The sequence below is a fragment of the Providencia sp. PROV150 genome (assembly GCF_028481025.1).
Taxonomy (GTDB): Bacteria; Pseudomonadota; Gammaproteobacteria; order Enterobacterales; family Enterobacteriaceae; genus Providencia; species Providencia hangzhouensis.
In genome coordinates, this window is the sequence record NZ_JAMPPJ010000035.1 from 1 (window position 1) to 26,245 (window position 26,245).

Sequence of the window (26,245 nt, forward strand, 5' to 3'; positions counted from 1 at the left end):
GAGCTAACTGTTTTTCTAACGTATTTTGCGTACTTTGATATGAATTCAGCTGTTCTTGAGCAACTTTTAAGGCATTTTCTAATGCAACTTTTTGCTCAGCTTGTTCAGTTTTTTCCGCCAGAGAAGTTTGAATGCTTTTCGCTAATTGTTCTTTTTCGACTAACTGGGCTTGTAGTTGCTGGTTTTGTGACTCTAATGATTTACTTTTTTCTTGCTGAGCGACCAAAGAAGATTGGACATCATCTTTTTCACTTTTAGCCGTAGCTAATTCATTTTCTTTCTGTTTTAACAACTCTTTTTGCTGTAAAAGTTGAGCTGTCACTGACTTCATTTGTTCATCAGTATTACCAACAAGTTGCAGTTGATTTTTAGCCTCTGACTCCAATTTTGCAATATCAGCGGTTAATTGCTCAATTTTCAAATTTGCGGTAGCAAATTGTTGTTCTTTATCTGCTAATTGCTGTTTAAGTTGAGCTTGTTCAACAACACTTTCATTTAATTGTTTCTCAAGCTGGGCAATCGTTTCTTGGGTTTGCTGATTTTCTTGACTTAATTGCTCAAGACTATTTTGCTTTTGCTCAATTGTTTTTTGTGCATCCGCCAATTTAGCCTTTAATGTGTCAATTAAAGACTGATCATCTGATGAATTTACAACCGCCTGTAGCTGGGCTATATGCTCTTTACTCTTCAGAACTTCATCGTTTAGTTTATCAATCTCAAATTGTTTCTCGGTAATTGTCTGCGTTAATTGCGCAATACTCTTATTATGATTGATAAGTTCAGAAACGAGTTGGTCATCATTGAGTAAATGATTATAGGCAATAAGCTGGCCTACTCCTTGAGCAATACCAAACTTATATAGATGTGTTAATTGCTGGCGTTCAATTAATTGCGCCAGTTGCTCAAGATAAGCAGAGGTATTAATACCTGTTGGCTTAGCAAATTTAGATGAATATAAGCCGAGTGGGTCAAGAACCAATTGATACTTTGCAAAATCTTTTGCTAGATAAGCTGGATCCCATTGGTTGCTTTGAAAAAAATAAGGGTAAGACGACAATAAAATAGGCGCTACGCCATTTTCTGTCGCCACCGCACACACTTCAGGAAAAGTCGTTTTTTCTGGCTCTACAGGGTCTGCTTTCGCTACATCTGCTTTCTTCGTTGATGTAGCAGCAGATTTACTTTTCCCTGTAGTTTTGCCTTTAGTTCCTTTATTCGCTGCCGCAGATTTTTGCTTCTCTTTTGGCGCAGGAACGGTAGATAGCGAAGAAAAGATATCATAACCTTGGTTTTGTGTATTAACTGGCAATTGTTGTTTTTGCTCTTGTACTTTGCCTTCTTTTTCCATTTGAAGGTAGGTATCAAAATCATCAATTACATTGTTAAAGCGCTCTGCTTTTGGAGCATGACTAAAAAAAGTCGTAACAAGTGCCAGTGACACACAAAGCCTAAGGTTTATTCTCATAATCCACTAATTTTCTTCAATGTTGATTCGGTAGACAATACTGAGTTATAACGAACTTTTGCACACAACACTTTAGTTTTAGACTCTATTGCCATTTGTAATAGTTCAATTGTGTCAGGGCTAGCAGTCCCTTCAACTTGTCGATATAGACGGTTGATTTCGCTAACTTCTTTAAATGAACCTACTAAGCGATTGTAATCTTTTGGTGATAGTGTTTTGAGCGCGTTTAATTCTTTAACACACGTATTCAAATGAGCAAATGTTTGCTGGTCAGCCCCCGCTTCACCATAAGTTGTAGAAGCAACTGGTGTACGGTTAATTGCGCTGTTTAAAACTTTTTGAGATTCAGGATAAGAGTTATCAACCTGACCTGGATTGGTATCAACAGTCGATTGTGTTACCGGCTGAGCGGTACTTGTATCGACTGTTTGTTTACTTGGGGTATTAGGTGTTGCTGTATTGTATGTGTCTGAACCAAATGTACAACCTGAAAGAAGAGCTGTACCTGCTATAAGCAAAAATGCAACATGAAATTTATTTTTTAAAAACATATGGTTACCTTACCAGCACTTTTCTTCGCTATTATAATGATGTCCAAAAAACTTAGTGTAAGCTAAAAATTAGCTATTTTCTATAAGCCCGAATGTAGAAATAGAGTCATCTCATAAATTTAGATTAACTTAACTTTAGTTTTAAAATTATTTTATTGCTACATTTCTATTAAATTTATGAGCTAATTTCCGCTAGCAGTCCTTATAAAGAGACAAATTAACACCTTTACCGGAATTTTTTATTATTTTATGTCAGATAACGATTAGGTTGCTCAATAAACCTTGCTAACAATTAGATACCTTTCAAGTAAATTCTCATTTTAGTTCTGTCCCTGTAACAATTGTTAACAAATAAAATGATGGCTAACAATAAACACACCTACTTTTCATTTATCAAGCTGCTGACACACTTTAAACCTGTGACATGGCAATAACCGCCATCATTCAAAATATGGGTAACCTGCTTAATTCAATTCCAAAAACTAACAGCAATTAAAAATTACAAGCAAAATCAGCCAGTTATAAAAAAGCGAATTTATCGGCATTTCAGCTACATAATTTCCAACTACGTAATAAAGCATAGCAGTTATCTGTCGGAATTACTTATATTAAATTGATACGATTCGTAACTCAAATTTATTTTTAATAAAAATATAGCGTTCACATAGCCGTAATCACTCAAAAAACACTATTCAGTGATTTTATTCCATGTTACTCATTTAACGTCTAGTAAATGGTGTTTTATCTTTAACCTAAAATGAAGCATTTGAATAAAACATGAGGAGAGTAATATTGATTGCTTATAAATGTAAATATATGCCCGGAATTAACCGGGCATAATGGTATTTAAGCTTTGCTAGGACGTAAAGCGGGGAATAAAATAACATCGCGAATAGTATGGCTGTTAGTGAATAACATCACCATACGGTCAATACCGATGCCTAAACCTGCTGTTGGCGGTAAACCATGTTCTAATGCGGTGACATAGTCTTCATCATAGAACATTGCTTCGTCATCACCTTCATCTTTTTGACGTACTTGCTCAGCAAAACGCTCAGCTTGATCTTCTGCGTCATTTAATTCCGAGAAACCGTTACCGATTTCACGACCACCAATGAAGAATTCAAAACGGTCGGTAATAAATGGGTTGTCATCATTACGACGCGCTAACGGTGAAACTTCAGCTGGGTACTCAGTAATAAATGTTGGCTGAATCAAGTGGCTTTCTGCAACTTCTTCGAAGATTTCACACTGTACGCGGCCTAAGCCCCAGCTCTTTTCAATCTTAATACCGATAGACTGAGCTATCGCCACCGCTTTATCCATATCATCCAAATCAGCAACATTCGTTTCTGGACGATATTTGCAAATAGCTTCTTTCATCGTCATTTTAGTAAATGGCTTACCGAAATCGAACTCTTGTTCCCCATACTGAACAACAGTATTGCCTAACACTTTTTGTGTCAGTGTACGGAACAAATCTTCCGTCAATGCGATTAAGTCACGGTAATCCGCATAAGCCATATAGAGTTCCATCATTGTGAACTCTGGATTATGACGTGGGGATAACCCCTCATTACGGAAGTTACGGTTGATTTCAAATACACGTTCAAAACCACCCACAACTAAGCGCTTGAGGTACAATTCAGGCGCAATACGCAAATACATATCGATATCTAATGCATTATGGTGAGTCACAAATGGACGTGCAGAAGCACCACCAGGGATAACCTGCATCATTGGTGTTTCCACTTCCATAAAACCGTAGCTAACCATAAAGTTACGTACTTCAGCTAGGATCTTAGAACGAACAATAAAAGTATGACGAGATTCATCATTCGCAATTAAGTCAAGGTAACGCTGACGATAACGTGTTTCTTGGTCTGATAAACCGTGGAATTTGTCAGGCAATGGACGCAACGCTTTGGTTAATAAACGAACTTCATGACAATGAACAGTTAACTCACCCGTTTTGGTTTTAAATAAACGGCCTTTAGCACCTAAAATATCGCCTAAGTCCCATTTTTTAAACTGTTCGTTATAGATGCCTTCCGCTAAATCATCACGCGATACATAAATTTGAATGCGTCCACCAACGTCCTGTAACGTCGCAAACGAAGCTTTACCCATAATACGACGAGTCATCATACGGCCAGCAATCGACACTTCAATATTTAGGTCTTCAAGCTCTTCTGAGGTTTTATCATCATATTGCGCATGAATTTTATCGGAAATATCTTCACGACGAAAATCGTTTGGAAATGGAATACCCTTTTCACGCAGTGCCGCTAATTTTTCTTTACGAGCTTTAAGTTCGTTATTCAAATCAGGTGCTTGTTCAACACCTTGTTGTTCCTGAGACATTTTTTCCTCACAGGCCAGCTTTTAAACTAGCTTCAATGAATTTATCCAAATCACCATCCAGTACGGCTTGCGTGTTACGCGTTTCCACACCAGTACGTAAATCTTTAATTCTTGCATCATCAAGGACATAAGAACGAATCTGGCTTCCCCAGCCAATATCAGATTTGTTCTCTTCCATCGCTTGCTTGTCTGCATTTTTCTTTTGCATTTCCAGTTCGTATAGCTTCGCTTTTAACTGGCGCATAGCTTGGTCTTTATTTTTATGCTGCGAACGGTCATTCTGGCATTGCGTCACAATATTGGTTGGAATATGCGTGATACGTACCGCTGATTCCGTTTTGTTTACGTGCTGACCACCCGCACCAGATGCACGGTATACATCAATACGCAAATCCGCTGGATTGATTTCGATATCAATATCATCATCAACTTCAGGATAAATAAACGCAGAACTAAAAGAAGTATGGCGACGCCCACCTGAGTCAAACGGACTCTTACGCACCAAACGGTGAACACCAGTTTCCGTTCTTAACCATCCGTAGGCATAGTCACCAATAATTTTGACTGTTGCCGATTTTAGCCCAGCAACATCACCATCAGACTCTTCGATAATCTCGGTTTTAAAGCCCTTTGACTCAGCCCAACGCAAGTACATACGCAATAACATACTTGCCCAATCTTGAGCTTCAGTACCGCCAGAACCCGCTTGTAAATCAATGTAGCAATCTGCACTATCGTATTCGCCAGAGAACATACGGCGAAATTCAAGTTGCTCTAATTTGCCTTCTAATTGCTCTAGTTCAGCTTCAGCTTCATTGAATGTGTCTTCGTCATCAGCTTCAACCGCAAGCTCTAATAAACCCTCAACATCTTCAAGGCCTTGCGTCATCTGGTCAATCGTTTCAACAATTGCTTCAAGAGATGAGCGTTCTTTACCAAGGGCTTGCGCCCTCTCGGGTTCATTCCACACATCAGGCTGTTCAAGCTCAGCATTGACTTCTTCTAAGCGTTCTTTCTTGGCATCATAGTCAAAGATACCCCCTCAGAACCACTGTCCGTTCAGACAGGTCCTGAATCTTATTTTTTACTGGGTTTATTTCAAACGTCATTTTTCAATATCTTATGGTTAGTCAAAAATAATTTTTTATTCACAAACCGCTTAGTATAGCGGAATTTATCTCATGTTTATAGCGCCATCAAACGCTATTTGCTGGTTATTCCGCCGTTTATGATAGGCTTAATCAGGCCAAATATGCTCAATCATTAGCTGGACGTTTTTTTGTCCACGATATTCGTTCACATCTAATTTAAAGGCTATTTTCGCTTTTTTGATGCTGTTATCTGGCCATCGACGAACATCAATATTAAACATAATTGCATCTAACATTGGCCCACCATTTATGGGTTCCAGCATAAGTTTCAAATGGCGCTCACCAACAAGCCTTTGCTGTAATAATTGGAATTCACCATCAAATATAGGTTCCGGAAATGCTTGTCCCCATGGGCCACTTTCTCGAATAAGTTCAGCAGTTTCTAAACAAAACTCATTGCGTGAAAGTTCGCCATCACTCCAGATTATCCCAGCCAATTGCTCAGGTTGAACTAATTCACCCATCAATAATTCAAAGTGATGTTTAAAAGCGTCAAATTGTTCAACATGCAAAGTTAAGCCTGCTGCCATTGCATGGCCACCAAATTTTTGCATAATCCCGGGTTGTAATGTATTTAACCGTTCTAATGCATCCCGCATATGGACACCCTGAATGGAACGCCCAGAACCTTTTAATAAACCATCACCCGCAGGAGCAAAAGCGATAACAGGACGATGATATTGTTCTTTGATCCTTGAGGCGAGTATACCGACAACCCCCTGATGCCATTCAGGATGATAAATGGCTAAGCCATTTGGTAACTGGCTTTCACCGTATTCGAATTGATTAAAAAGCACGAGCGCTTCTTGCTGCATACCCGCTTCAATCTCACGGCGAGTTTGATTCAGCCCATCTAACTCATTTGCCAGTTCCCTTGCATACGCCATATCGTCTGTCAGTAATAATTCAATGCTCACTGACATATCATCTAATCTGCCTGCCGCATTTAGCCTAGGGCCAAGCGCAAACCCAAAATCATTTGCCACTAGTCTTGGTAAATCACGTTTGGAAACCTCAATGAGGGCTTTAATACCCGCGCAACAGCGCCCAGCTCTAACACGATTTAGCCCTTGGTGAACTAAAATGCGGTTATTTGTATCAAGAGGAACCACGTCTGCAACAGTTCCTAATGCAACCAAATCAAGGTACTCGGCTAAATTAGGTTCTGCTAGCCCTTGCTGCACAAACCACCCTTGCTGACGTAGATATGCACGTAAGGCAGACATTAAATAAAATGTGACACCAACCCCGGCTAATGATTTAGATGCAAAGCAACATTCATTTAAGTTCGGGTTGATTATCGCATCCGCAGCAGGCAAAGTTTCCCCCGGCAGATGGTGATCGGTAATAATTACATTCATTCCATATTGATTAGCTACTGCAACCCCTTCATGGGATGAGATGCCATTATCAACGGTAATAATGAGATTCGTTCCGCGTTTACGGGCTTCTTCGACAACCAATGGCGTTAATCCATAACCATTTTCAAAACGGTTCGGAACGATATAATTGATATTTCTATATCCCATTGATTTTAGAGCTCTAATAGCTAATGCCGTACTGGTTGCTCCATCCGCATCGAAATCCCCAACAATAGTAATAGCTTCATGTTCATTTAACGCACGATAAAGTAGGGGCAATGCCTTATCAACACCCGATAATGTCCGATAATCCAATAAATTAGCTGCTTTGCGCTCTAACTGATTGATATCCGTGATGCCCCGATGCTGGTAAATTCGTTGTAATAGCTCAGGCAAGCCAGGAAGTTGAGCGGCAGAACTTTGCTGCTGTCTTTGTTGTAAGAGTGTTTCTACATTCACAATAATTAACTATTTTTCGTTGAGTAATTGAACAAGGGCATCCGGTTTCATGTAGCCAGGCAGTAATTGCCCATCCGGTAGGATGATTGCTGGTGTTCCCGTCACTTTGAATAAATTACCCACACTCATATGTTTACTTAGGTCAATTTTGCAATCTTCAATCATGGCAACTTCTTCACCTTTAAACGCTTGAGTTAATGCTTTTTGTTGTAGACCATTGCACCAAATAGATGCCATTTTCTTTCCTACGTCGCTATCTGCACCTTGGCGTGGATAAGCCAGATAACGCACCGTAACACCTTGGCTGTTTAATTCACCAACAGATTCATGTAATTTTTTACAATAACCACAGCTAATATCGGTAAAAACTGTCACAACATGCTTTTCCTGAGGGGCTTTGAAGATAATCATTTCATCTTTGAGCGCTTCTACTTTTTTCATTAATGGCTGATTACTGATATTGACTGGGTTTTTACCGCTCATATCATAAATTGGCCCTTGCAATAAATATTTGCCATCATCAGTGATATAAACAACCCCTGTTGTGGTTTCAACAACATTCAGCCCAACGATTGGCGAAGGTTTAATTACCTCAACAACCATGTTGTATTTTTCCAAAGTATCACGGATAACTTTTTCTTCTGTTGCCCCATAGACCGTGGAAGTCACAGTCGCAATACATGCAGCAGCCAATAATAACAATTTGCGTTTCATAGATAGTCCTTTAATCATGCATCACCCCCTTGGATGATGCTGCTCATGCAATACTCGTAACCGTTCAGTAGCAACATGAGTATAAATTTGGGTGGTTGAAAGATCACTATGACCTAACAACATTTGTACCACGCGTAAATCTGCCCCATGATTGAGTAAATGGGTTGCAAATGCGTGTCTAAGAACATGTGGTGAGAGTCGCTCGCTATCAATATGTGCAAGTACTGCATAATATTTTATTCGATGCCAAAACGTTTGCCGAGTCATTTTCGTGCCACGCTTACTCGGGAATAGAATATCGCTAGTTTTGCCATTTAATAAATCTGGGCGACCTTCATCAATATATTTCTCTAGCCAATATATTGCCTCTTCCCCCAAGGGAATCAATCTTTCTTTATCGCCTTTACCAACAACGCGAATAACCCCCTGCCGCAAGCTAATATCTGAAAAAGTTAAGCCGATTAATTCAGAAACACGCAAACCACAAGCATATAGCACTTCCAACATGGCCTTATCACGTAGTTCTAAAGCATCTTCGGTAGCAGGGGCATTCAATAAATCTTCAACTTGTTTTTCACTTAAATCTTTGGGTAAACGCTGCGGAATTTTGGGGGCAGCAATCACCGCAGAAGGGTCATCCAGACGGATTTTCTCCCGATACAAATATTGAAATAACCTACGCATCGCACTTAATAAACGTGCTGAACTGGTTGCTTTATATCCACAATCAATACGTTCTGCAAAAAAAGATTGTAAGTCAATTGATTGAACACTTTCTAAATGCAACTGATGCGCATCAAGCCATTTATCTAATAGTTGAAGGTCATTACGATAAGAAGCCAATGTATTTTCGGCTAGATCTTGTTCAAGCCAAATTGTATCAAGAAATTGTTCAATTAATGGATTAAGTTGTTTTGTTTCCACGACAGATAAGCTTCCTTTAGATAATACCACACGATTCTATTATGCCTGAATGTGGCTGCTTCTGTTACAATATCTCTCTTGTGATGAAAACCATAGCTGGACATAGTAATAATATATATGAAAATAGGTCTTTTTTACGGTTCTAGTACCTGTTATACCGAAATGGTTGCAGAAAAAATACGTGATATTCTCGGCGATGATTTAGTCACATTGCATAACGTTAACGATACACCGCCAGCAGAAATGGAACAGTATGATGTTCTTATTTTGGGAATACCTACGTGGGATTTTGGTGAAATACAGGAAGATTGGCTTGAAATTTGGGAAGCGCTTCCCAATCTTAACCTCGCAAATAAAATCATTGCGATGTATGGACTGGGTGACCAAATAGATTATGGCGAGTGGTTTCTTGATGCCCTTGGCATGCTCTATCATCAACTAAAACCAACTGGCGCTAAATTTGTCGGTTTCTGGCCAACTGAAGGCTATACCTTTGATAGCCCTAAACCACTCAATGAAACTGGTGATATGTTTGTTGGGCTGGCATTAGATGAAGTCCACCAGTTTGAACAGACCGATGAACGTATTGCGCAGTGGTGTGTGCAGATTTTTCAGGAAATTGAAGCGCTGTTATGATGCAAGTTTATATGTACTTGCTCATCGAACCCCCAAAGTGAGGGTTACCTACCCTACACTAGGCTACCAATTTGATTTATCACCTATGATTTTGGTAGCCTAAATATCAGGGTATTGCAGCAATAATTGGTTTAAATTACGCCAATTCTCTTCCGACAATGCGTCTTTTGCAACCCACAAATGGAGCTTTTGTGGTTTACCTTGTAACGCTTCTAGTGTCAGTAATATACCATAGCGGGTAAGCCAAGGTGCTTTCAGTATTCTCCATTCATTTTTCTTCCACTGAACCTTATTGCCATTAACCAGTACAGCAACCCCTTTTATTTTACTGATATTTTTCTGGCTCTTTGCCCAACTCGCAACGACAACCACTAATAGCGGCAACCATATCATTGAGTTACCAGGGGACCATGGAGCCAATAGTAAAAACATCCCAATGACCCCATGAACACAGGTTGAGAACAGTTGGGTTTTCCATGAAATGGAGAGATTAGATTTCCACAGGACCACGATTTTTATTTTTTTCCTGAATCAGTTTAATCATACGAAAAAGTTCGTCATCATCTGGACGACCGTGATTCATTAGCCAATTGAATAAATCAGGGTCCGCACATTCTAATAAACGGACAAATACCTGCTTATCGTGAGTTGTTAGGTCATCATATTCATACTCAAAAAACGGCATGATTGAAATATCTAATTCACGCATACCACGGCGGCATGCCCAATGAATTCGCGCTTTATTCTCAATATCCATTCTACTACGGCCTTTTTTGCAGTTAACTGATTAGATTGATTATTTTCCATACTCTAACAGATTATCCGCTAAGAAAACATGTTATAGACTACATTGTTGTAATTTTAGTAGTAAAATACCGTTTTTCTACAAACAGATGATAAAAAACTATTAGATAATACAGCTTCATCATAATAACTACTTGCAATGTTATCTAGCTATTTTACCATTAGGCACCTTTATCTATCAAAGAACAACAGGTGAAATCATGACTAACCAAATTGATAGTACACAGCAATTCCCTCTCGGATCTCAGTCTTTACCACTCGTTTTGATTTCACTGGAAAACTGGGAACTTATTCACCTCCACGGCGCCGATGCAGAAAAATACCTGCAAGGCCAAGTAACCGCAGATATCGCCACACTCAAGCAATCACATGCATTAACAGCACATTGTGATCCTAAAGGTAAGATGTGGAGCGACCTCCGCTTATTCCATCATTTAGATGGCTACTCATATTTATTAAGAACCAGCGTTGCCGACTCACAACTCGCCGAACTGAAAAAATATGCTGTTTTTTCGAAAGTCACCTTTGAAAAAAAACCAGAACTGAAATTAGTCGGAGTCGCGGGTAAAGGCGCTAGAGAAGCACTGGCAACATTATTTACTGCATTACCTGACGCTCAAAACCAAGTGGTTACAGACGACGCCTCCACAATATTACATTTTGCATTACCCACAGAGCGTTTTTTAGTGATCACGAACGAAGAAACGGCACAAAAAATGGCCCAAACCTTAGGTGCTATTCAGGTCAACGATGAACAATGGTTAGCCCTTGATATCGAAGCCGGTTTTGCGATTATCGATCAACAAAATAGTGCCCAACATTTACCTCAAGCAACCAACTTACAAGCCCTACCTGATGGTATTAGCTTTAAAAAAGGCTGTTATACCGGTCAAGAAATGGTTGCCCGTGCAAAATTCCGTGGTGCAAATAAACGTGCGATGTACACCTTAAAAGGTACAGGTACCACTATTCCTGTCGTTGGTGAAGGTGTGGAATGGCAGCTTGGTGATAAATGGCGCCGTACAGGAACTGTTTTAGCTGCTATTCGCTTAGGTAGCGGCGAAATCTATGTGCAAGTCATTATGAATAACGATATGGAAGCGGATAGCGTTTTCCGTGTTATGGGGGATGAGCAAAGTCATCTAACTATCGCACCATTACCTTATTCATTAGAAGAGAATTAATTGGAGTTTTTATGTCATCTGCATTAGGTAACAAGCCCGTAGAGGTGGTTAATTTTGGGGCTTTTACCGAAGTCGTCCAATTTTTGATGGAATTAGATAAACTCAAAAGTGTTTATCGTAAAAATAAGTTATTGAACCGTGAACGCCAAGAAAACACAGCAGAACACAGTTGGCAATTTGCCGTTGCAGCAATGAGTTTTGCACCTTATGTTCAAGGCATTAATATCGAACATGCGATAAAACTTGCCCTTGTTCATGACATTGTTGAAATTGATGCAGGCGATGTATTGGTATTTGATAATGCCGCTCGTGATGCTATTCATGAAGAAGAAGTTAAAGCGGCTAAGCGTATTTTTAACTTACTGCCTAGCCCGCAAAATGAAACGCTATTAGCTCTGTGGAATGAATATGATGCATTAGAAACCCCGGAATCTGTGTATGCGAATGCCATTGACCGAGCGATGCCGATGCTGATGAACCTGCATAATCAAGGCCAAAGTTGGGTCGAAAACCACATTCGTCTGGAACAAGTCCTCAGTAAATGTGATTATATTCAGCAGATCCTACCTGAATTTTATCAACAACTTAAATTACAATTGGAGCTCGCTCAGCAAAAAGGCTGGTTACTGTAATTTATGTCAGAAGCGGCTACAAAGCCGCTTTATTTAACGTGTTACACTCATCTAATCTAATGTGTATTACCCACAGCAAGATATACTTTTCTCTAATTCATTATTTTGATTTAAATAATAAACCACTTTATATTTTTTAATAATTATTAATCTCGACTTATATAGAAATACCAATATTAATAACTTGCCAATTATTAATATCGCTCCTATCTTTATCATTGAACATTTGCCAAAGAGGTTTAAAATGGAAAAATTCAATGAATATTCAAATCCTTACCTTTTACTTCTAGATGTCCATTCACCCGCTATAATTCAATTCAATAAATCAACACACCAAACAATCCCAATTATCGAAGGACTCGGTGGAACCCCTGATGGTATTGCCGTTGACCCTGCTAACCGATTAATTTATTGGAGTAATATGGGTGAAGATTATGAGGCTGACGATGGCTCCATTAATGTGATGAATTTTGATGGTACTGGCAGAAAAATACTATTGGGCAACGGAAAGATAAGAACGCCAAAACAATTGCATCTTGATTTAGTAAATCAACGATTATATTGGTGTGATCGTGAAGGAGGTATGGTTTCATCATGTAATATTGATGGTTCTGATTTATTCGTCCATGTAGCAAGACCCCGAGATAAACACAATAAAGTAGATATATTAGACCAATGTGTTGGCATTACTGTTGATGTCACAAATAATTGGATTTACTGGACTCAGAAAGGGACCCCTAAAGGTAATTTAGGTCGTATTTTTAGGGTGCCATTAACGCCTAAAATCCAACAATCGGCCAATCAACGAACTGATATTCAATTGCTCCTTCAAGACCTCCCCGAACCTATTGATTTATTGCTTGATGAAGAAAACCATATTTTATATTGGACAGATAGAGGCGCTGAGCCCGATGGTAATAGCTTAAATTGTGCCAATATTTCTGCTGATGGATTAAGCCACTACAAGGTGATAAGCCGTGGTTTTAAAGAGGCTATTGGACTCACATATGATAAGCCTGCACAACTGATGTATGTGGCTGACCTTAATGGAGGGGTTTACCGAGTCATTATAGAAACAGGTGCTGTGGAAAAGCTACACCAAGGTAAAAATTATACGGGTATCTCACAATATTTAGGTTAAATAAATCCTAAATAAATAAAGGCTTGAATTCAGTAACTCACCGAAATCAAGCCTAAAGAGTATTTAATTCACATTATATAATAGAAGTGTGCGATATATTCCTACATATAATCTTCAATCGGCACACATGAGCAGTGTAAATGACGATCCCCATACACATCATCAAGCCGTTTTACTGCTGGCCAGTATTTATTCGCTTTCGTTTGTGCTGTTGGGAATGCTGCGAGTTCACGGCTATAACTATGAGGCCACTCCCCGGCTAGCTCCGTTTGCACATGAGGCGAATTCACGAGAGGGTTATCTTCTAGTGTCCACTGCCCTTTCACAACTTGGTCAATTTCATCGCGTATCGCTAACATGGCGTCAATGAACCGATCAATTTCAGTTATGCTTTCAGACTCTGTCGGTTCAATCATTAATGTCCCTGCTACAGGGAAAGACATGGTTGGCGCATGGAAACCATAATCAATTAAGCGCTTAGCAATATAGAGCTCACTGATACCCGTATCTCTTTTAATTGGGCGTAAATCGACAATACATTCATGGGCAACATAGCCTTCTTGCCCTGTATATAAAATGTCATAACGGCCAGAAAGACGCTTGGCAATATAATTCGCATTTAAAATAGCAACTTGGCTAGCTTTACGTAGACCATAAGAGCCCATCATCCGAATATACATCCAGCTAATTGGCAAAATTGATGCACTGCCAAATGGGGCTGCAGATACCGCACCTTGGTCAGTTAACATTTCTTGCTCAACCACAGAATGCCCCGGTACGAACGGTGCCAAGTGTTTTTTCACACCGATAGGCCCCATACCTGGGCCGCCACCGCCGTGAGGGATACAGAATGTTTTATGCAAATTCAGGTGAGAAACATCCGCACCAATAAAGCCCGGTGTTGTTAAACCAACTTGAGCATTCATATTTGCGCCATCAAGATATACTTGCCCACCATATTGGTGAATAATTTCACACACTTCACGAATACTTTCTTCATATACCCCGTGGGTTGATGGGTAAGTTACCATCACACAAGAAAGAGCTTCGCTATGTTGCTGAGCTTTTTCACGTAAATCCGTTAAATCGATATTACCTTCATCATCACAACGCACTACCACCACTTCCATACCTGCCATATGCGCAGAGGCAGGATTGGTACCGTGAGCAGAAGCCGGGATCAAACAAATATTTCGCTCCCCTTCATTGCGACTCTCATGATAGCGACGAATAGCCAATAAACCGGCATATTCACCTTGAGCCCCTGAGTTAGGTTGCATACAAACAGCATCATAACCGGTCAATTGCACTAACCAATGGGAAAGTTGCTCTATCATTTGGTGATAACCTTGAGCCTGCTCAGGTGGGCAGAATGGGTGTAGCTCGCCAAATTCAGGCCAAGTAATTGGGATCATTTCCGCAGCCGCATTAAGCTTCATCGTACAAGAACCCAGAGGGATCATAGCTTGGTTTAAGGCTAAATCTTTGCGCTCTAAACTATGCATATAGCGCATCATTTCGGTTTCACTATGGTAACGATGAAAATTTGGATGAGCTAAAATTTCATCATCACGTAACATAGAGCTTGGGATCGCTTGCTCTGTCGCTGAAACAGATTGGTCTAGTTTTTCAAAATCTAACTTAGCTTCAACACCTGTGATCACCGCAAACAATTCATTTAAATCTTGGCGAGTCGTGATTTCACTAAAAGTCACGCCAACTGCACCACGAATATCAGTACGTAAATTCACTTTGGCTTTTTCAGCACGCGCTAGCACCGCTGTTTTGTCAGCGACTTCAATACATAACGTATCAAACCAAGTTTTATGGCGTGATGTAAAACCTGCGTCTGCTAATGCCTTGGCAAAAATAGTGCTGAAGCGATGAATACGCTCTGCAATTATTTTCAGCCCTTTTGGCCCATGATAAACCGCATACATGGCTGCGATATTGGCTAACAGCACTTGGGATGTACAAATATTCGAGTTCGCTTTTTCACGGCGAATATGTTGTTCACGGGTTTGCATCGCCATACGCAGTGCGGTATTACCTGCTGCATCCCGTGACACACCGATAATACGTCCAGGCATTGCCCGTTTAAATTCGTCACGACAAGCAAAGAAGGCCGCATGTGGCCCACCATACCCCATCGGGACGCCAAAACGCTGTGCTGAACCGAAGACAATATCCGCCCCTTGCTTACCCGGTGCAGTGAGCAATACTAGCGCCATCATATCTGCTGCAACGCAACTGACAATTTTACGCTCTTTTAATTGGGCAAATAGCGAACTGTAGTCATGGACATTACCTGTCGTGCCAACCTGTTGAAGTAACACACCAAAAATACCTTCGTGTTCCAGTGCTTTCTCTGCGCTATCCACAATCACTTCAAAACCAAAAGTCCCCGCACGTGTGCGAACAACATCCAGAGTTTGCGGATGAACATCATCCGCCACAAAGAAACGATCTACATCTTTCAGTTTGCTGATCCGTTTTGCCATCGCCATAGCTTCTGCCGCAGCGGTGGCTTCGTCCAATAACGATGCAGAAGCGAGGTCTAACCCCGTAAGGTCGATAGTTAACTGTTGAAAATTCAGTAATGATTCTAAACGGCCTTGTGACACCTCCGGTTGATATGGCGTATAAGCGGTATACCAACCCGGGTTTTCTAATAAATTACGCAAAATAACTGGCGGAAGCACAGCAGGGGCATAGCCCATACCAATATAACTTTTGTAGCGTTTATTGAGTGACGCTATTGCTTTTAATTCCGCTAAAGCTTCTTGTTCAGTTGCTCCCCCCCCCACTCTTGGCGGCTCTGCAAGCAAAATGGCTTTGGGGACAATTTTGCCCATCAAGGCATCTAATGACGTTGCACCCACGGTGTCTAACATGGTTTTTAATTGTTGTTCTGATGAACCAATGTGGCGCGAAATGAATTCTGAACGATTTTCTAATTGACTCAGTGACATCGACATATCTGTGTTCCCATCCTTTGTCTGCTATGCATAAGTTGTAGGGCGGTTATTACGGAACTTGCGAGATAACGCTTAAAATCAATGATATTGCGGTTGTTTCTTGTTTCTAACTAATTAGATTTTATCAATCCTCTAAATAGCTCATCTTATGGCTATCACTAAAAAGTGTTTATTCTAAATAGTTTGCGTTGTGGCTAGGCGGCAAACAAATGAGACCCTAGGAGCATACATAAGTATGTGACTAGGGCGAGAGAGCGAAGCCAACACCGCCACAACACAAAATATGACGAATAAACTATTCTTCGGCTTCAATCATAGAAGTATACCCCGCCGCATCAATCAAATCCGCCAGCTCTGCGGTATCCGATGCTTTAATGCGGAAAATCCAACCTTCTTGATACGGCTGTTCATTTACGAGTTCTGGCGCGTCATTCAACTCACTATTAACCGCCACAATTTCGCCACTCAGTGGTGCGTAAATATCAGATGCTGCTTTAACTGATTCGACGACTGCAACGTCATCACCTGCACTTACCGCCGTCCCCACTTCGGGTAAATCAACAAACACCATGTCACCCAACGTTTCTTGCGCATGTTCGGTGATACCAACTGTAAATTCACCATTACCTTCATCGCGCAGCCACTCATGTTCACGGGTGTACATTAATTCTTTAGGTGTATTGCTCATCATTAGCCTCTCAATTTTTAAATTTATTAATCAGATTCGCCCAAATTACACTAAGCAGTTACCTTCACGGACAAAGCCCGGTTTAACAACTTCAACTGGCATTTCTCTTTGTCTGATTTCAACAATTGCTTTGTCTTGAATTCCGTTCGGGACACGCGCTAACGCAATACTGAAGCCAAGGGTTGGCGAGAAAGAGCCACTGGTTATTACCCCTTCTTGTAGTTTCCCCAGTTCATCAGTAAAGCGAACAACTTGCCCTGCACGCAGTATACCTTTTTCACGCATCACAATACCGACAAGTTTTTCAGTACCTTGTTCGCGTAATTTTTCCAATGCTTCACGGCCAATAAATTGGCGATCTTCTGGTTTCCAAGAGATCGTCCATCCCATATTCGCGGCTAATGGTGAAATCGTTTCATCCATATCTTGCCCATATAGGTTCATACCGGCTTCAAGTCGCAAAGTATCCCGCGCCCCTAAGCCCGCTGGGTGTACCCCTGCCTTAAGCAGTTTATGCCAAAATTCAACGACCTGCTCTTTAGGCATAGCAATTTCATAACCTTTTTCGCCGGTATAGCCCGTGGTTGCGATGAACAAATCTCCAGTTTGAATACCATAAAATGGTTTCATTCCTTCAATGGCGCTATTTTGTTCCGAACTCAGTAATGAATGAACCTTTTCTGGTGCTTGCGGCCCTTGGACAGCTAATAACGCTAAGTCATCGCGAACACGAATTTCAACGGCATAACCTTTAGCATGTTGTTCAATCCAAGCGAGGTCTTTATCGCGTGTTGCTGAGTTGACGACGAGACGATAAAAGTCATCAGCGAGGTAATACACAATCAGGTCATCAATAACACCACCTGAAGCATTCAGCATGCCTGTATATAAGGCTTTACCTTGCTCTGTAAGTTTATTGATATCGTTGGCGAGAAGATAACGGAGAAAATCGCGACAGCCTTCCCCGTGTAAATCGACAATAGTCATATGGGAAACATCAAACATCCCTGCTTCGGTTCTGACAAAATTATGTTCATTGATCTGCGAACCATAATGCAACGGCATCATCCAACCATGAAAATCGACCATTTTTGCACCGCAGGCTATATGTTCATCATATAGCGTTGTTTGCTTTACCATGAATACCCTCTTTACATTATTAATTAATATGACAGGGTGATTGCGCAGTGAAAATTATCCATCTGCAACAAAGTCGCGAGATAATTTTAACCCGACGCAAACGATAACTTTTAAAAAACCTACCACTGTTTGCAGTTCTATTCTATAAAAAAAAATAGGGCGACCATCCATCTGTATTACTGATTGCGCTCTGATTTTGCCAGTGCTTTTTGTTAAATAATTGAGAATGATCACTCAAAACCCTTACATTTAGCGTCTAGGAGCTCAAAATATCATCAATTAAAGAATTTAAATGATAGCTTCGCCAATAAAACTCATCACACCAATATAAATAAAACTAATGCGAAAAATGAATGTAATTAGTTTTTTTCAGTCATGATAAAAAGAGAAAAGTCTGCTATTCATACTAAAACAAGATCGGCAGGGTTATTTCGTATACAGAAACCAGTGATGACACTTTGTATATTGAAATTAAAAAAGAAAAAGACACAATTTATAAGATTGTGCCTTTGCAGAAAGGGATTTAGAGAGTGTCTTCGACTTGTAACTGTTCCAGCCACTTCGGCATATCAAACAGCCCCATCGCATGGTTCAATAATTGCGGTTTAACACCCGGTAAGCTGTCCGCTAAAACCAGCCCGATATCACGAAGTAATTTCTTCGCAGGGTTATTGCCATCAAACAATTCACGGAAACCTTGCATACCAGCTAGCATCAACGCTGCACTGTGCTTACGGCTGCGCTCGTAATCACGCAAGTATAAATATTGACCAAAGTCTTTACCTTCGCGGTGCAAACGTTTAATTTCACCAATCAACATAGCCACATCCATAAACCCAAGGTTAACCCCTTGGCCCGCTAATGGATGGATGGTATGTGCCGCATCCCCCAACAGAGCTAAGCGTTGAGCTGCAAATTGCCTTGCATAACGCCCTGTGAGAGGAATGGTTAATCTCTCACTTTCCACTTGGCAAAGACCCAGACGAACATCAAATGCAACCGCCAGTTCTTTATTAAAATTAGCAGGTTCTAAAGATTGACGCCTAGCTGCCTCAGTGGCAGGTTGAGACCACACAATTGAACAAAGATGTGGGTCACTTAATGGTAAAAACGCTAAAATACCTTCACCATCAAAAGCTTGTCGAGCAACGCCTTCGTGAGGTTTTTCGGTTCGGATCGTAGCAACTAACGCGGTATGTTCATAATCCCAAAAGGTTAATGGGATATCAGCATGGCTACGCAACCACGAGTTTGCCCCATCAGCCCCCACAATCAACCGTGCCGTTAACATGTTTTCATCATCTAACGTAATGAAAACATCATTTTCACCCCACACCACTTTTTTAATTGTTGCGGGGGCTAATAATGTCACATCGCGAAGCTGAGACGCCTTTTGCCATAGTGCATCACGTACAACATTATTCTCAACAATATGCCCTAAATGCGTCAGGTTACGTTCTTGAGCGGTAAAAGAAATACGCCCAAAGCTATCGTTATCCCAAACTTCCATGCCATTATATGCAGAAGCTCGCATTCCTTTAATAGTTGACCATACACCTAAGTGGGTCAGTAACTTTTCACTTGCCGCATTAATAGCAGATACCCTTAATGCATGCGGCTCTGCTACACTAAATGGTACCTTGGGTGGATGAGTCTCAATTACCGCAACACGGAGCCCGCTCCCTTCAAGCCCACAAGCGAGTGCCAACCCAACCATACCACCACCGGCGATAACCACATCAAATGATTGCATATTTTTTATTCCTCTTTATTTCGTGGTTATTGGTGTGCAACCCAACCCAATGTTTGGCGAGCCAAAACATCACGAGCTGGCGGTAACATTTCCATTGCCATTAAACCTAAGTTACGCCCGACAATAAGCGGTAAACAGCGATTCGCAAATAAACGAACCAAACCGTCGGTTATCGTAACCGTTTTGTCTCTATCTAACGCTCTGGCTTGCTGGTATTGGCTGAGTAATGAATAACGGCCAATGTCTTGCCCTTTCGCGTTTGCATCTACCACAATGTGAGCCAGTTGCATCACATCACGGATACCTAAATTAAAGCCTTGCCCCGCAATAGGATGCAGGGTCTGAGCAGCGTTCCCCACTAACACGACTCGATGACTAACAGGGTTAAGCGCCTTACGTAATACCAATGGATAACAATGACGCTTACCGGCCATGACGATTTCGCCTAGCCGCCAGCCGAATGCTTGCTGTAATTTATCCTTGAATGTCTCATCATCCCAAGACCTAATTGTGTCAGCTTGTTCTTGCTGATGGCACCAAACCAATGAACTACGGCCTTGTGACATTGGCAACAAGGCTAATGGGCCAAATTCCGTAAAGCGTTCAAAGGCTTGGCCTTGTGGGTCTATGGCGGTTTTCACATTCGCGATAATAGCCACTTGCCCATAATCGTCCTGTTGCCATTGCATATGGCAGGCTTTACCAATCGCGGAATGGCTGCCATCCGCAGCAATCAGTAATTCCCCTGTCACCTTATCTCCATTATCCAAGGTGACCGTCACAATCTCTTGTTCACGATAAACATTTTCTACTTTTGCAGGGCAATAAAGGGTTACACCGGGGGCTTTACGTAACAATGAAAATAGGCGGGCGCCAGCTTCGTGCAGTTCAATAACATTGCCTAGAGCATCGATATGATAATCATCGGCTACGATATTCACAAAACCAGCATGGCCCCTATCAGACACATGAACATGATTAATGGGGGTCACACAATCCGCTAAAGCAGGCCAAATGCCTATTTTTGCTAACGACTGACAAGTACCGTGGGCTAGCGCAATCGCACGTGCGTCGAACCCCGGATGTTTGCCATCAGGCAAAGCTGCCTCGATTAATGAAACCGATAATTTTCCTTGGCTAAGGGATGATATCGCCAGTGCTAATGTTGCACCCGCCATACCGCCCCCCACGATGATCACATTCATGCGTTGTTTATTACCTTTCTATGATGACTGACAGCTACCCTAAATTGTGCGTTGCTGCCGCCATTAGGGCTTCAATTTCATCAGGGTCTTTCACGACTAAATCTGTTAAGTTTTCATTTCCGTTTTCGGTGATAACAATATCATCTTCGATACGTACACCAATACCGCGATATTGTGGTGGCACATTGGCATCTGGAGCAATATATAAACCAGGCTCAACAGTTAATACCATCCCCACTTCAAGTGTACGGTCGCGGTCTGTGCCATAAAAACCTACATCATGTACATCTAACCCTAACCAATGACTTAAACCATGCATAAAGAATGGCTGATATGCTTTGTTTTCGATCAATTGATCCACATCGCCTTGTAAAATTCCAAGTGCGACAAGACCTTCTGTTTTGATACGAACAATTTCACGAGTCACCTCATGAATACTGGTTCCCGGGCGGTATAGCTCTAACGCGGTATTTAACGCTTTAAGGACGATATCGTAAATTTCACGTTGCGCTTGGCTAAATTTACCATTTACTGGGAAAGTACGCGTGATATCCCCTGCATAGCCTTCAAATTCTGCCCCCGCATCAATCAAGACTAATTCGCCATCCTTCATTAGGCTCTCATTTTCGGTGTAATGCAAAATACAGGCATTTTCACCACTACCCACAATGGAGTTGTACGAAGGGAAACGTGCACCATGGCGAGTAAATTCGTGTTCTAACTCACCACAAAGTTGGTATTCATACATATTAGGTCGGCAAGTTTCCATGGCTCTAACGTGTGCGAGAGCAGAAATTCGCCCAGCCATACGCAGAGTATTAATTTCTTCTTCTGACTTAAATAAGCGCATTTCATGGACAATCGGCCGCCAATCTACCAATGTTTGTGGCGCTCGTAAGTGACGACGGCTGCCTTTACGTAAAATATCTAAGGCATCAAATACCAATTTATCGGCATAGGCAAACTCCCCCTGTGCATGATAAACCACATCGAGGCCGTTCAGTAATTGATAAAGTTGTTCTTCTATTTCATTGAAAGGTAACGCTTTGTCGATACCTAACTTTTCAGGTGCGGCGTCTTGGCCAAGGCGGCGACCAAACCAAATTTCAGCAGTTAAATCACGAACACGGTTAAAAAGAACAGAATGGCTATGTTTTTCATCGCTCTTAATCAACACTAATACGGCTTCAGGTTCGCTAAACCCCGTCAAATAAAGGAAATCACTGTGTTGACGGTACGGGTATTCGCAATCCGCATTACGCTGCGCAGGAGGCGCTGAGAAAATAATTGCTGCACTGCCTGGTTGCATTTGAGCCAATAATGCATTGCGACGAGAAATAAATTCCTGTTTATTCATACCGTTTTTGCCTTATTATCAGAATAATTAGATTGCTGAATATATTGCTTGTGTTTAACCAATCACATAGCAACATACACTGGCGAAATGACTTAAAACTGGATACACCCCGTTTTCAAGCACTTAATTTTATCAATAATATAATATCGTCCGATAAAGTTAAGTGGCTTTGAAAACTCACGTTACACGTTAAAAGAAACTAATGAAGAACTGGCTTATCATTTTCCACTGCGGTTGGGCCTTGGCCTTTAGTTGGCTCAATCAATGCAATGTAACATAATTGCACCGCCACCCTGACATACTCCACTACTTCTTCTAACGCTTGCTCGAGTTCTTCTTGGTCTTCGTCTTCATCATAACCAAGCATACCAATATTGCGTAAATCTGTGATAACCTCGCTTATCTCTTTTTTATCAGCCAGTTTCGGTTGTGTAACACCAACACCTAATAAAAAGTGATTTACCCAGCCAGCTAGCGCATCAGCATGGTCAAAAACAGAAGCGTCTTCGTCAGGAAATAGCATAGTAAATGCAAACTCGCTATCATCAAGTGCTTCAAACGTGGTATCAAAAAGTTCTCGCAGTGGCTGTGAAACGGTTTGTGGAAAAGCTAAACCATCGTTAGCAAGGTCATGGACTAACGTTTGCCAGCTTTGGTCACGTCCCCCACCACAGATCAACCCGGTTATTAGACCATGGATCTCCGCGGCAGTAAGTGCGATTGAGTGCTGTTGCAGTAGTTTGTCCAGTGATTCATAGTTTGGTAAAGATTTTTGTATAGACATCTGAATTCGTCATGTTAGCTTATGATTCGTGATATGCTACCATCAAGGATAGCCGCTAGACCAGTATGCTTTTGTCTTATCTATTAATTGCGCCAAATATGATGTATTTATGGCGAGTATTATTCAGTATGGAGGTATCATGTCCGCACAACCTGTCGACATCCAGATTTTCGGGCGTTCAATGCGAGTTAACTGCCCATCAGAACAAAAAGAAGCCCTTCTTGAGTCGGCTAAAGAATTAGAACAACGCTTGCAAAATCTGAAAGATAGAAGCGGTGTGACCAATATGGAACAACTTATTTTTATCGTAGCATTGAACGTCTGTCACGAATTAGCACAAGAAAAGACAAAAACGCGTGATTATGCTTATAATATGGAAGAGAAAATAAAAATGTTGCAGCACACAATCGAACAAGCGTTGCACGATCAGGTGAAAATTACTGAGAGGCAGGTATTGCCCTTAGAGTAAATCTGCTTATTAATCAGACACTAGTAGAAAAAAATATACAAAATTAAGGTTGCATTTTAAATCTAGTTTCGTACAATGAAATCACTGAGTAACGATAAGTTCTCAAACCAAATTTCTCTGAGATGCGCGTGAGTGGGCGAGTCCCCTGAGCCGATATTTCAACTAAATAGAATGTGGTTATGGCGCTGGTGAGCATGCCTGATTCGCTCAGGAAGCCTAAAGGTTGCTAAACTGCGTTCACCTTGAACCAAGGGTTCAAGGGTTACAGCCTACAACGGCATCTTGGAGACCCTCAATTAAGTTCCTGCTTATTTTTCATTTGTTTTCTACATAACCTTTCATCTTGCGATATACTTTAAGTAATTTACTTTCTTGGTTAACTGTTTTTTATCGCATATATAACAGGTTATCACATGCAAGACTCCCTCTCGACCCAACGCCAGCAGGTACGTCAAACAATCCGCCAAGCACGTCGTCAATTAAGCGCTCAGCAGCAATATGACGCTGCGGAACAACTCATGCATAATGCATTAAACCACCCGAAAATAGCACAAGCCAACACGATTGCTTTGTTTCTTTCTTTTGATGGCGAAATTGATACTAAACCGCTTATTCAGGCGCTCTGGGCTGAAGGCAAACAAGTCTATCTCCCTGTTTTACATCCTTTTAGTCGTCACCATTTATTATTTCTTCACTATCGCCCCGATAGCCAACTCGTTAAAAACCGATTTAATATTGATGAACCACCGCTTGATGTTAGAGATGTGCTACCACTTGAGAAACTGGATATCATGCTTATCCCATTAGTGGCATTTGATACTCAAGGGCAACGGTTAGGTATGGGAGGTGGGTTCTATGATAGGACTCTAGCAAATTGGCAAAAAACCGGTTTTTATCCAATTGGCCTTGCCCATAATTGCCAGCAAGTAGAAAAACTCCCCATCGCACACTGGGATGTTCCTTTACCCGAAATTATTACGCCGCAAAAAGTATGGCGCTGGTCATAAATACCCGCGCCATCATTTCACACAATTTTTAGCGTAACTTAGAACAGTAAACGCGCACGAATGGTTCCAGGCAAATCTTTTAATTTCTGGAGTGCTTCATCTGTTTGGTTTGGCGTTTGCATTAATACATCAATAACCACATAACCTACGTTGCCTGATGTACGTAAATACTGGCCAACAACGTTAATGTTATTTTCAGTAAATACTTGGTTGATGCTGTTCAAAATACCTGGACGGTTTTCATGAATATGCAAGAAACGGTTGGTATCTTCAGTATGGACAGGCAGGGAAACTTCAGGGAAGTTAACCGCAGATAGTGTTGAACCATTATCTGAGTATTTCGCCAACTTACTAGCCACTTCTAACCCAATATTTTCTTGAGCTTCTTCTGTAGAGCCCCCAATGTGCGGCGTTAAAATCACATTATCGAACTTAATTAATTCAGAGATAAATGGGTCATTAGGGTCATTATTTGCAGCTGGCTCACTTGGGAATACGTCCACCGCAGCACCTGATAAATGCTTGCTTTCCAACGCGGCTGCCAGTGAAGGAATATCCACAACTGTTCCACGTGATGCGTTAATGAAAATAGAACCAGGCTTCATACGGTCGAATTGTTCTTTAGCAAACATATTCTTCGTACTTGGGGTCTCAGGGACATGTAAGCTAACCACATCGCTCATATTCAGAAGTTCAGTTAAAGAACGAACTTGAGTTGCATTACCTAATGGTAGTTTGTTTTCAATATCATAGAAGAAAACATTCATACCGATACCCTCAGCTAAGATCCCTAACTGAGTACCAATGTGGCCATATCCAACAATACCAAGACGCTTACCGCGTGCTTCAAAACAGCCTTTCGCTTGTTTTTCCCAAATACCACGGTGGGCTTGCATATTCGCTTCAGGAATACGACGCAGTAAAAGTAATAATTGGCCTAATACCATTTCTGCAACGGAACGTGTATTCGAAAATGGTGCGTTAAATACAGGGATACCACGTTTTGCCGCAGCATCTAAATCAACTTGGTTGGTGCCGATACAAAAGCAACCCACTGCAACAAGTTTTTCTGCTGCTGCAAAAATTTCTTCAGTAAGATGAGTACGGGAACGGATACCTACAAAACGTGCATCTTTAATCGCTTCTTTTAATTCTTCGTCGGATAACGCACTTTTGTGATATTCAATATTGGTGTAGCCCGCAGCTTTTAAGTTATCAACCGCACTTTGGTGCACACCTTCTAGCAGTAAAAATTTAATTTTGTCTTTTTGCAAAGATACCTTAACCATTTCCCTACCCTATCGTGAACGTACTTAAGAGTTATAACAGATGAACATATGTGTTTGCCTAACATAGCTCAAGAGAGATGACATCCATCTACCTTGAGCTATGAAGCGTATACCAACATAGCAAAAAATAGCGCAGTAGCAATACAACCGTTTGCTTAATGGATGCTAAAAAGCGCGAAGAAAAAGAAG

The 26,245-nt window shown here is 41.1% G+C and carries 23 protein-coding genes and 1 other RNA gene; 7 read left to right on the forward strand and 17 right to left on the reverse strand.

The features are described from left to right. From PSE83_RS19605 to xerD, 7 genes are all read right to left on the reverse strand, one after another. A partial coding sequence (locus PSE83_RS19605; protein ID WP_272661038.1) for a hypothetical protein occupies positions 1 to 1,441 on the reverse strand: 1,441 nt, incomplete at its 3' end. A 20-nt stretch (positions 1,442 to 1,461) separates the two neighbouring features. Further along, entirely contained in the window at positions 1,462 to 2,016 is a 555-nt protein-coding gene (locus PSE83_RS19610; RefSeq protein WP_004261796.1) for a hypothetical protein, read from the reverse strand. Between the two features lie 846 nt (positions 2,017 to 2,862). Further along, complete coding sequence (lysS, locus tag PSE83_RS19615; protein ID WP_004261800.1) at positions 2,863 to 4,380, reverse strand: lysine--tRNA ligase; 1,518 nt, start codon at positions 4,378 to 4,380, stop codon at positions 2,863 to 2,865. Positions 4,381 to 4,387: 7 nt separating this feature from the next. Then, a protein-coding gene (gene prfB, locus PSE83_RS19620; protein ID WP_096863166.1) for a peptide chain release factor 2 occupies positions 4,388 to 5,489 on the reverse strand; the annotation gives its coding sequence in 2 pieces (ribosomal slippage) (positions 4,388 to 5,410 and positions 5,412 to 5,489; 1,101 coding nt in all). A gap of 128 nt (positions 5,490 to 5,617) precedes the next feature. Continuing rightward, entirely contained in the window at positions 5,618 to 7,351 is a 1,734-nt protein-coding gene (recJ, locus tag PSE83_RS19625) for a single-stranded-DNA-specific exonuclease RecJ (RefSeq protein ID WP_272661039.1), read from the reverse strand. 9 nt (positions 7,352 to 7,360) lie between these two features. Beyond that, entirely contained in the window at positions 7,361 to 8,065 is a 705-nt protein-coding gene (dsbC, locus tag PSE83_RS19630) for a bifunctional protein-disulfide isomerase/oxidoreductase DsbC (protein WP_096863312.1), read from the reverse strand. A gap of 21 nt (positions 8,066 to 8,086) precedes the next feature. After that, on the reverse strand, positions 8,087 to 8,989 hold the full coding sequence (xerD, locus tag PSE83_RS19635) for a site-specific tyrosine recombinase XerD (protein WP_164564953.1): 903 nt from the start codon (positions 8,987 to 8,989) through the stop codon (positions 8,087 to 8,089). A 117-nt stretch (positions 8,990 to 9,106) separates the two neighbouring features. Here xerD and fldB point away from each other — a divergent pair, with 117 nt between their 5' ends. Then, positions 9,107 to 9,625, forward strand: a complete 519-nt coding sequence (gene fldB / locus PSE83_RS19640) for a flavodoxin FldB (protein WP_004261816.1) — start codon at positions 9,107 to 9,109, stop codon at positions 9,623 to 9,625. A gap of 99 nt (positions 9,626 to 9,724) precedes the next feature. Here the strand turns inward: fldB and PSE83_RS19645 are convergent, their stop codons facing one another. Then, positions 9,725 to 10,135, reverse strand: coding sequence for a protein YgfX (locus PSE83_RS19645; RefSeq protein ID WP_036958456.1), 411 nt, complete (start codon positions 10,133 to 10,135; stop codon positions 9,725 to 9,727). Next, positions 10,116 to 10,382, reverse strand: a complete 267-nt coding sequence (gene sdhE, locus PSE83_RS19650) for an FAD assembly factor SdhE (protein WP_004261864.1) — start codon at positions 10,380 to 10,382, stop codon at positions 10,116 to 10,118. Before sdhE ends, PSE83_RS19645 begins: the two co-directional genes overlap by 20 nt. Positions 10,383 to 10,629: 247 nt before the next feature. Here sdhE and ygfZ point away from each other — a divergent pair, with 247 nt between their 5' ends. The 3 genes from ygfZ to PSE83_RS19665 all read left to right on the forward strand — a co-directional run bounded on the left by ygfZ (position 10,630) and on the right by PSE83_RS19665 (position 13,386). Then, on the forward strand, positions 10,630 to 11,613 hold the full coding sequence (ygfZ, locus tag PSE83_RS19655; RefSeq protein WP_004261867.1) for a tRNA-modifying protein YgfZ: 984 nt from the start codon (positions 10,630 to 10,632) through the stop codon (positions 11,611 to 11,613). Between the two features lie 11 nt (positions 11,614 to 11,624). Further along, positions 11,625 to 12,245 carry an HD domain-containing protein gene (locus PSE83_RS19660; RefSeq protein WP_004261871.1) on the forward strand — a complete coding sequence of 207 codons (621 nt, stop codon included), beginning with the start codon at positions 11,625 to 11,627 and terminating at the stop codon, positions 12,243 to 12,245. Positions 12,246 to 12,489: 244 nt separating this feature from the next. Next, complete coding sequence (locus PSE83_RS19665; protein ID WP_036958457.1) at positions 12,490 to 13,386, forward strand: YncE family protein; 897 nt, start codon at positions 12,490 to 12,492, stop codon at positions 13,384 to 13,386. 101 nt (positions 13,387 to 13,487) lie between these two features. Here PSE83_RS19665 and gcvP read toward each other — a convergent pair whose 3' ends face one another. From gcvP to PSE83_RS19700, 7 genes are all read right to left on the reverse strand, one after another. Then, positions 13,488 to 16,364, reverse strand: a complete 2,877-nt coding sequence (gene gcvP, locus PSE83_RS19670; RefSeq protein WP_272661040.1) for an aminomethyl-transferring glycine dehydrogenase — start codon at positions 16,362 to 16,364, stop codon at positions 13,488 to 13,490. Between the two features lie 295 nt (positions 16,365 to 16,659). Continuing rightward, positions 16,660 to 17,052 carry a glycine cleavage system protein GcvH gene (gene gcvH / locus PSE83_RS19675; protein WP_036958523.1) on the reverse strand — a complete coding sequence of 131 codons (393 nt, stop codon included), beginning with the start codon at positions 17,050 to 17,052 and terminating at the stop codon, positions 16,660 to 16,662. 45 nt (positions 17,053 to 17,097) lie between these two features. Further along, positions 17,098 to 18,192 (reverse strand): glycine cleavage system aminomethyltransferase GcvT, encoded by a 1,095-nt coding sequence (gcvT, locus tag PSE83_RS19680; RefSeq protein ID WP_096863171.1) that lies wholly within the window; start codon positions 18,190 to 18,192, stop codon positions 17,098 to 17,100. 523 nt (positions 18,193 to 18,715) lie between these two features. After that, positions 18,716 to 19,945, reverse strand: coding sequence for an FAD-dependent 2-octaprenylphenol hydroxylase (gene ubiI, locus PSE83_RS19685; protein WP_272661041.1), 1,230 nt, complete (start codon positions 19,943 to 19,945; stop codon positions 18,716 to 18,718). Positions 19,946 to 19,971: 26 nt separating this feature from the next. Next, positions 19,972 to 21,150, reverse strand: a complete 1,179-nt coding sequence (ubiH, locus tag PSE83_RS19690) for a 2-octaprenyl-6-methoxyphenyl hydroxylase (protein ID WP_272661042.1) — start codon at positions 21,148 to 21,150, stop codon at positions 19,972 to 19,974. Between the two features lie 34 nt (positions 21,151 to 21,184). Beyond that, positions 21,185 to 22,507 carry a Xaa-Pro aminopeptidase gene (gene pepP, locus PSE83_RS19695; protein ID WP_272661043.1) on the reverse strand — a complete coding sequence of 441 codons (1,323 nt, stop codon included), beginning with the start codon at positions 22,505 to 22,507 and terminating at the stop codon, positions 21,185 to 21,187. Between the two features lie 199 nt (positions 22,508 to 22,706). Then, on the reverse strand, positions 22,707 to 23,291 hold the full coding sequence (locus PSE83_RS19700; protein WP_094962992.1) for a YecA/YgfB family protein: 585 nt from the start codon (positions 23,289 to 23,291) through the stop codon (positions 22,707 to 22,709). Between the two features lie 139 nt (positions 23,292 to 23,430). Here PSE83_RS19700 and zapA point away from each other — a divergent pair, with 139 nt between their 5' ends. The 3 genes from zapA to PSE83_RS19715 all read left to right on the forward strand — a co-directional run bounded on the left by zapA (position 23,431) and on the right by PSE83_RS19715 (position 24,767). Further along, complete coding sequence (gene zapA, locus PSE83_RS19705) at positions 23,431 to 23,760, forward strand: cell division protein ZapA (protein ID WP_004913067.1); 330 nt, start codon at positions 23,431 to 23,433, stop codon at positions 23,758 to 23,760. A gap of 111 nt (positions 23,761 to 23,871) precedes the next feature. Beyond that, a non-coding RNA gene (gene ssrS, locus PSE83_RS19710) (6S RNA) lies at positions 23,872 to 24,053 on the forward strand. 120 nt (positions 24,054 to 24,173) lie between these two features. Beyond that, a complete protein-coding gene (locus tag PSE83_RS19715; protein ID WP_004261918.1) occupies positions 24,174 to 24,767 on the forward strand; it encodes a 5-formyltetrahydrofolate cyclo-ligase in 594 nt (197 codons plus the stop codon). A 38-nt stretch (positions 24,768 to 24,805) separates the two neighbouring features. On the opposite strand, the gene serA is transcribed toward PSE83_RS19715, so the two are convergent. Next, positions 24,806 to 26,056: a phosphoglycerate dehydrogenase gene (gene serA, locus PSE83_RS19720; protein ID WP_004261923.1), complete on the reverse strand. Its 1,251-nt coding sequence runs from the start codon at positions 26,054 to 26,056 to the stop codon at positions 24,806 to 24,808. Positions 26,057 to 26,245: the final 189 nt, after the last annotated feature.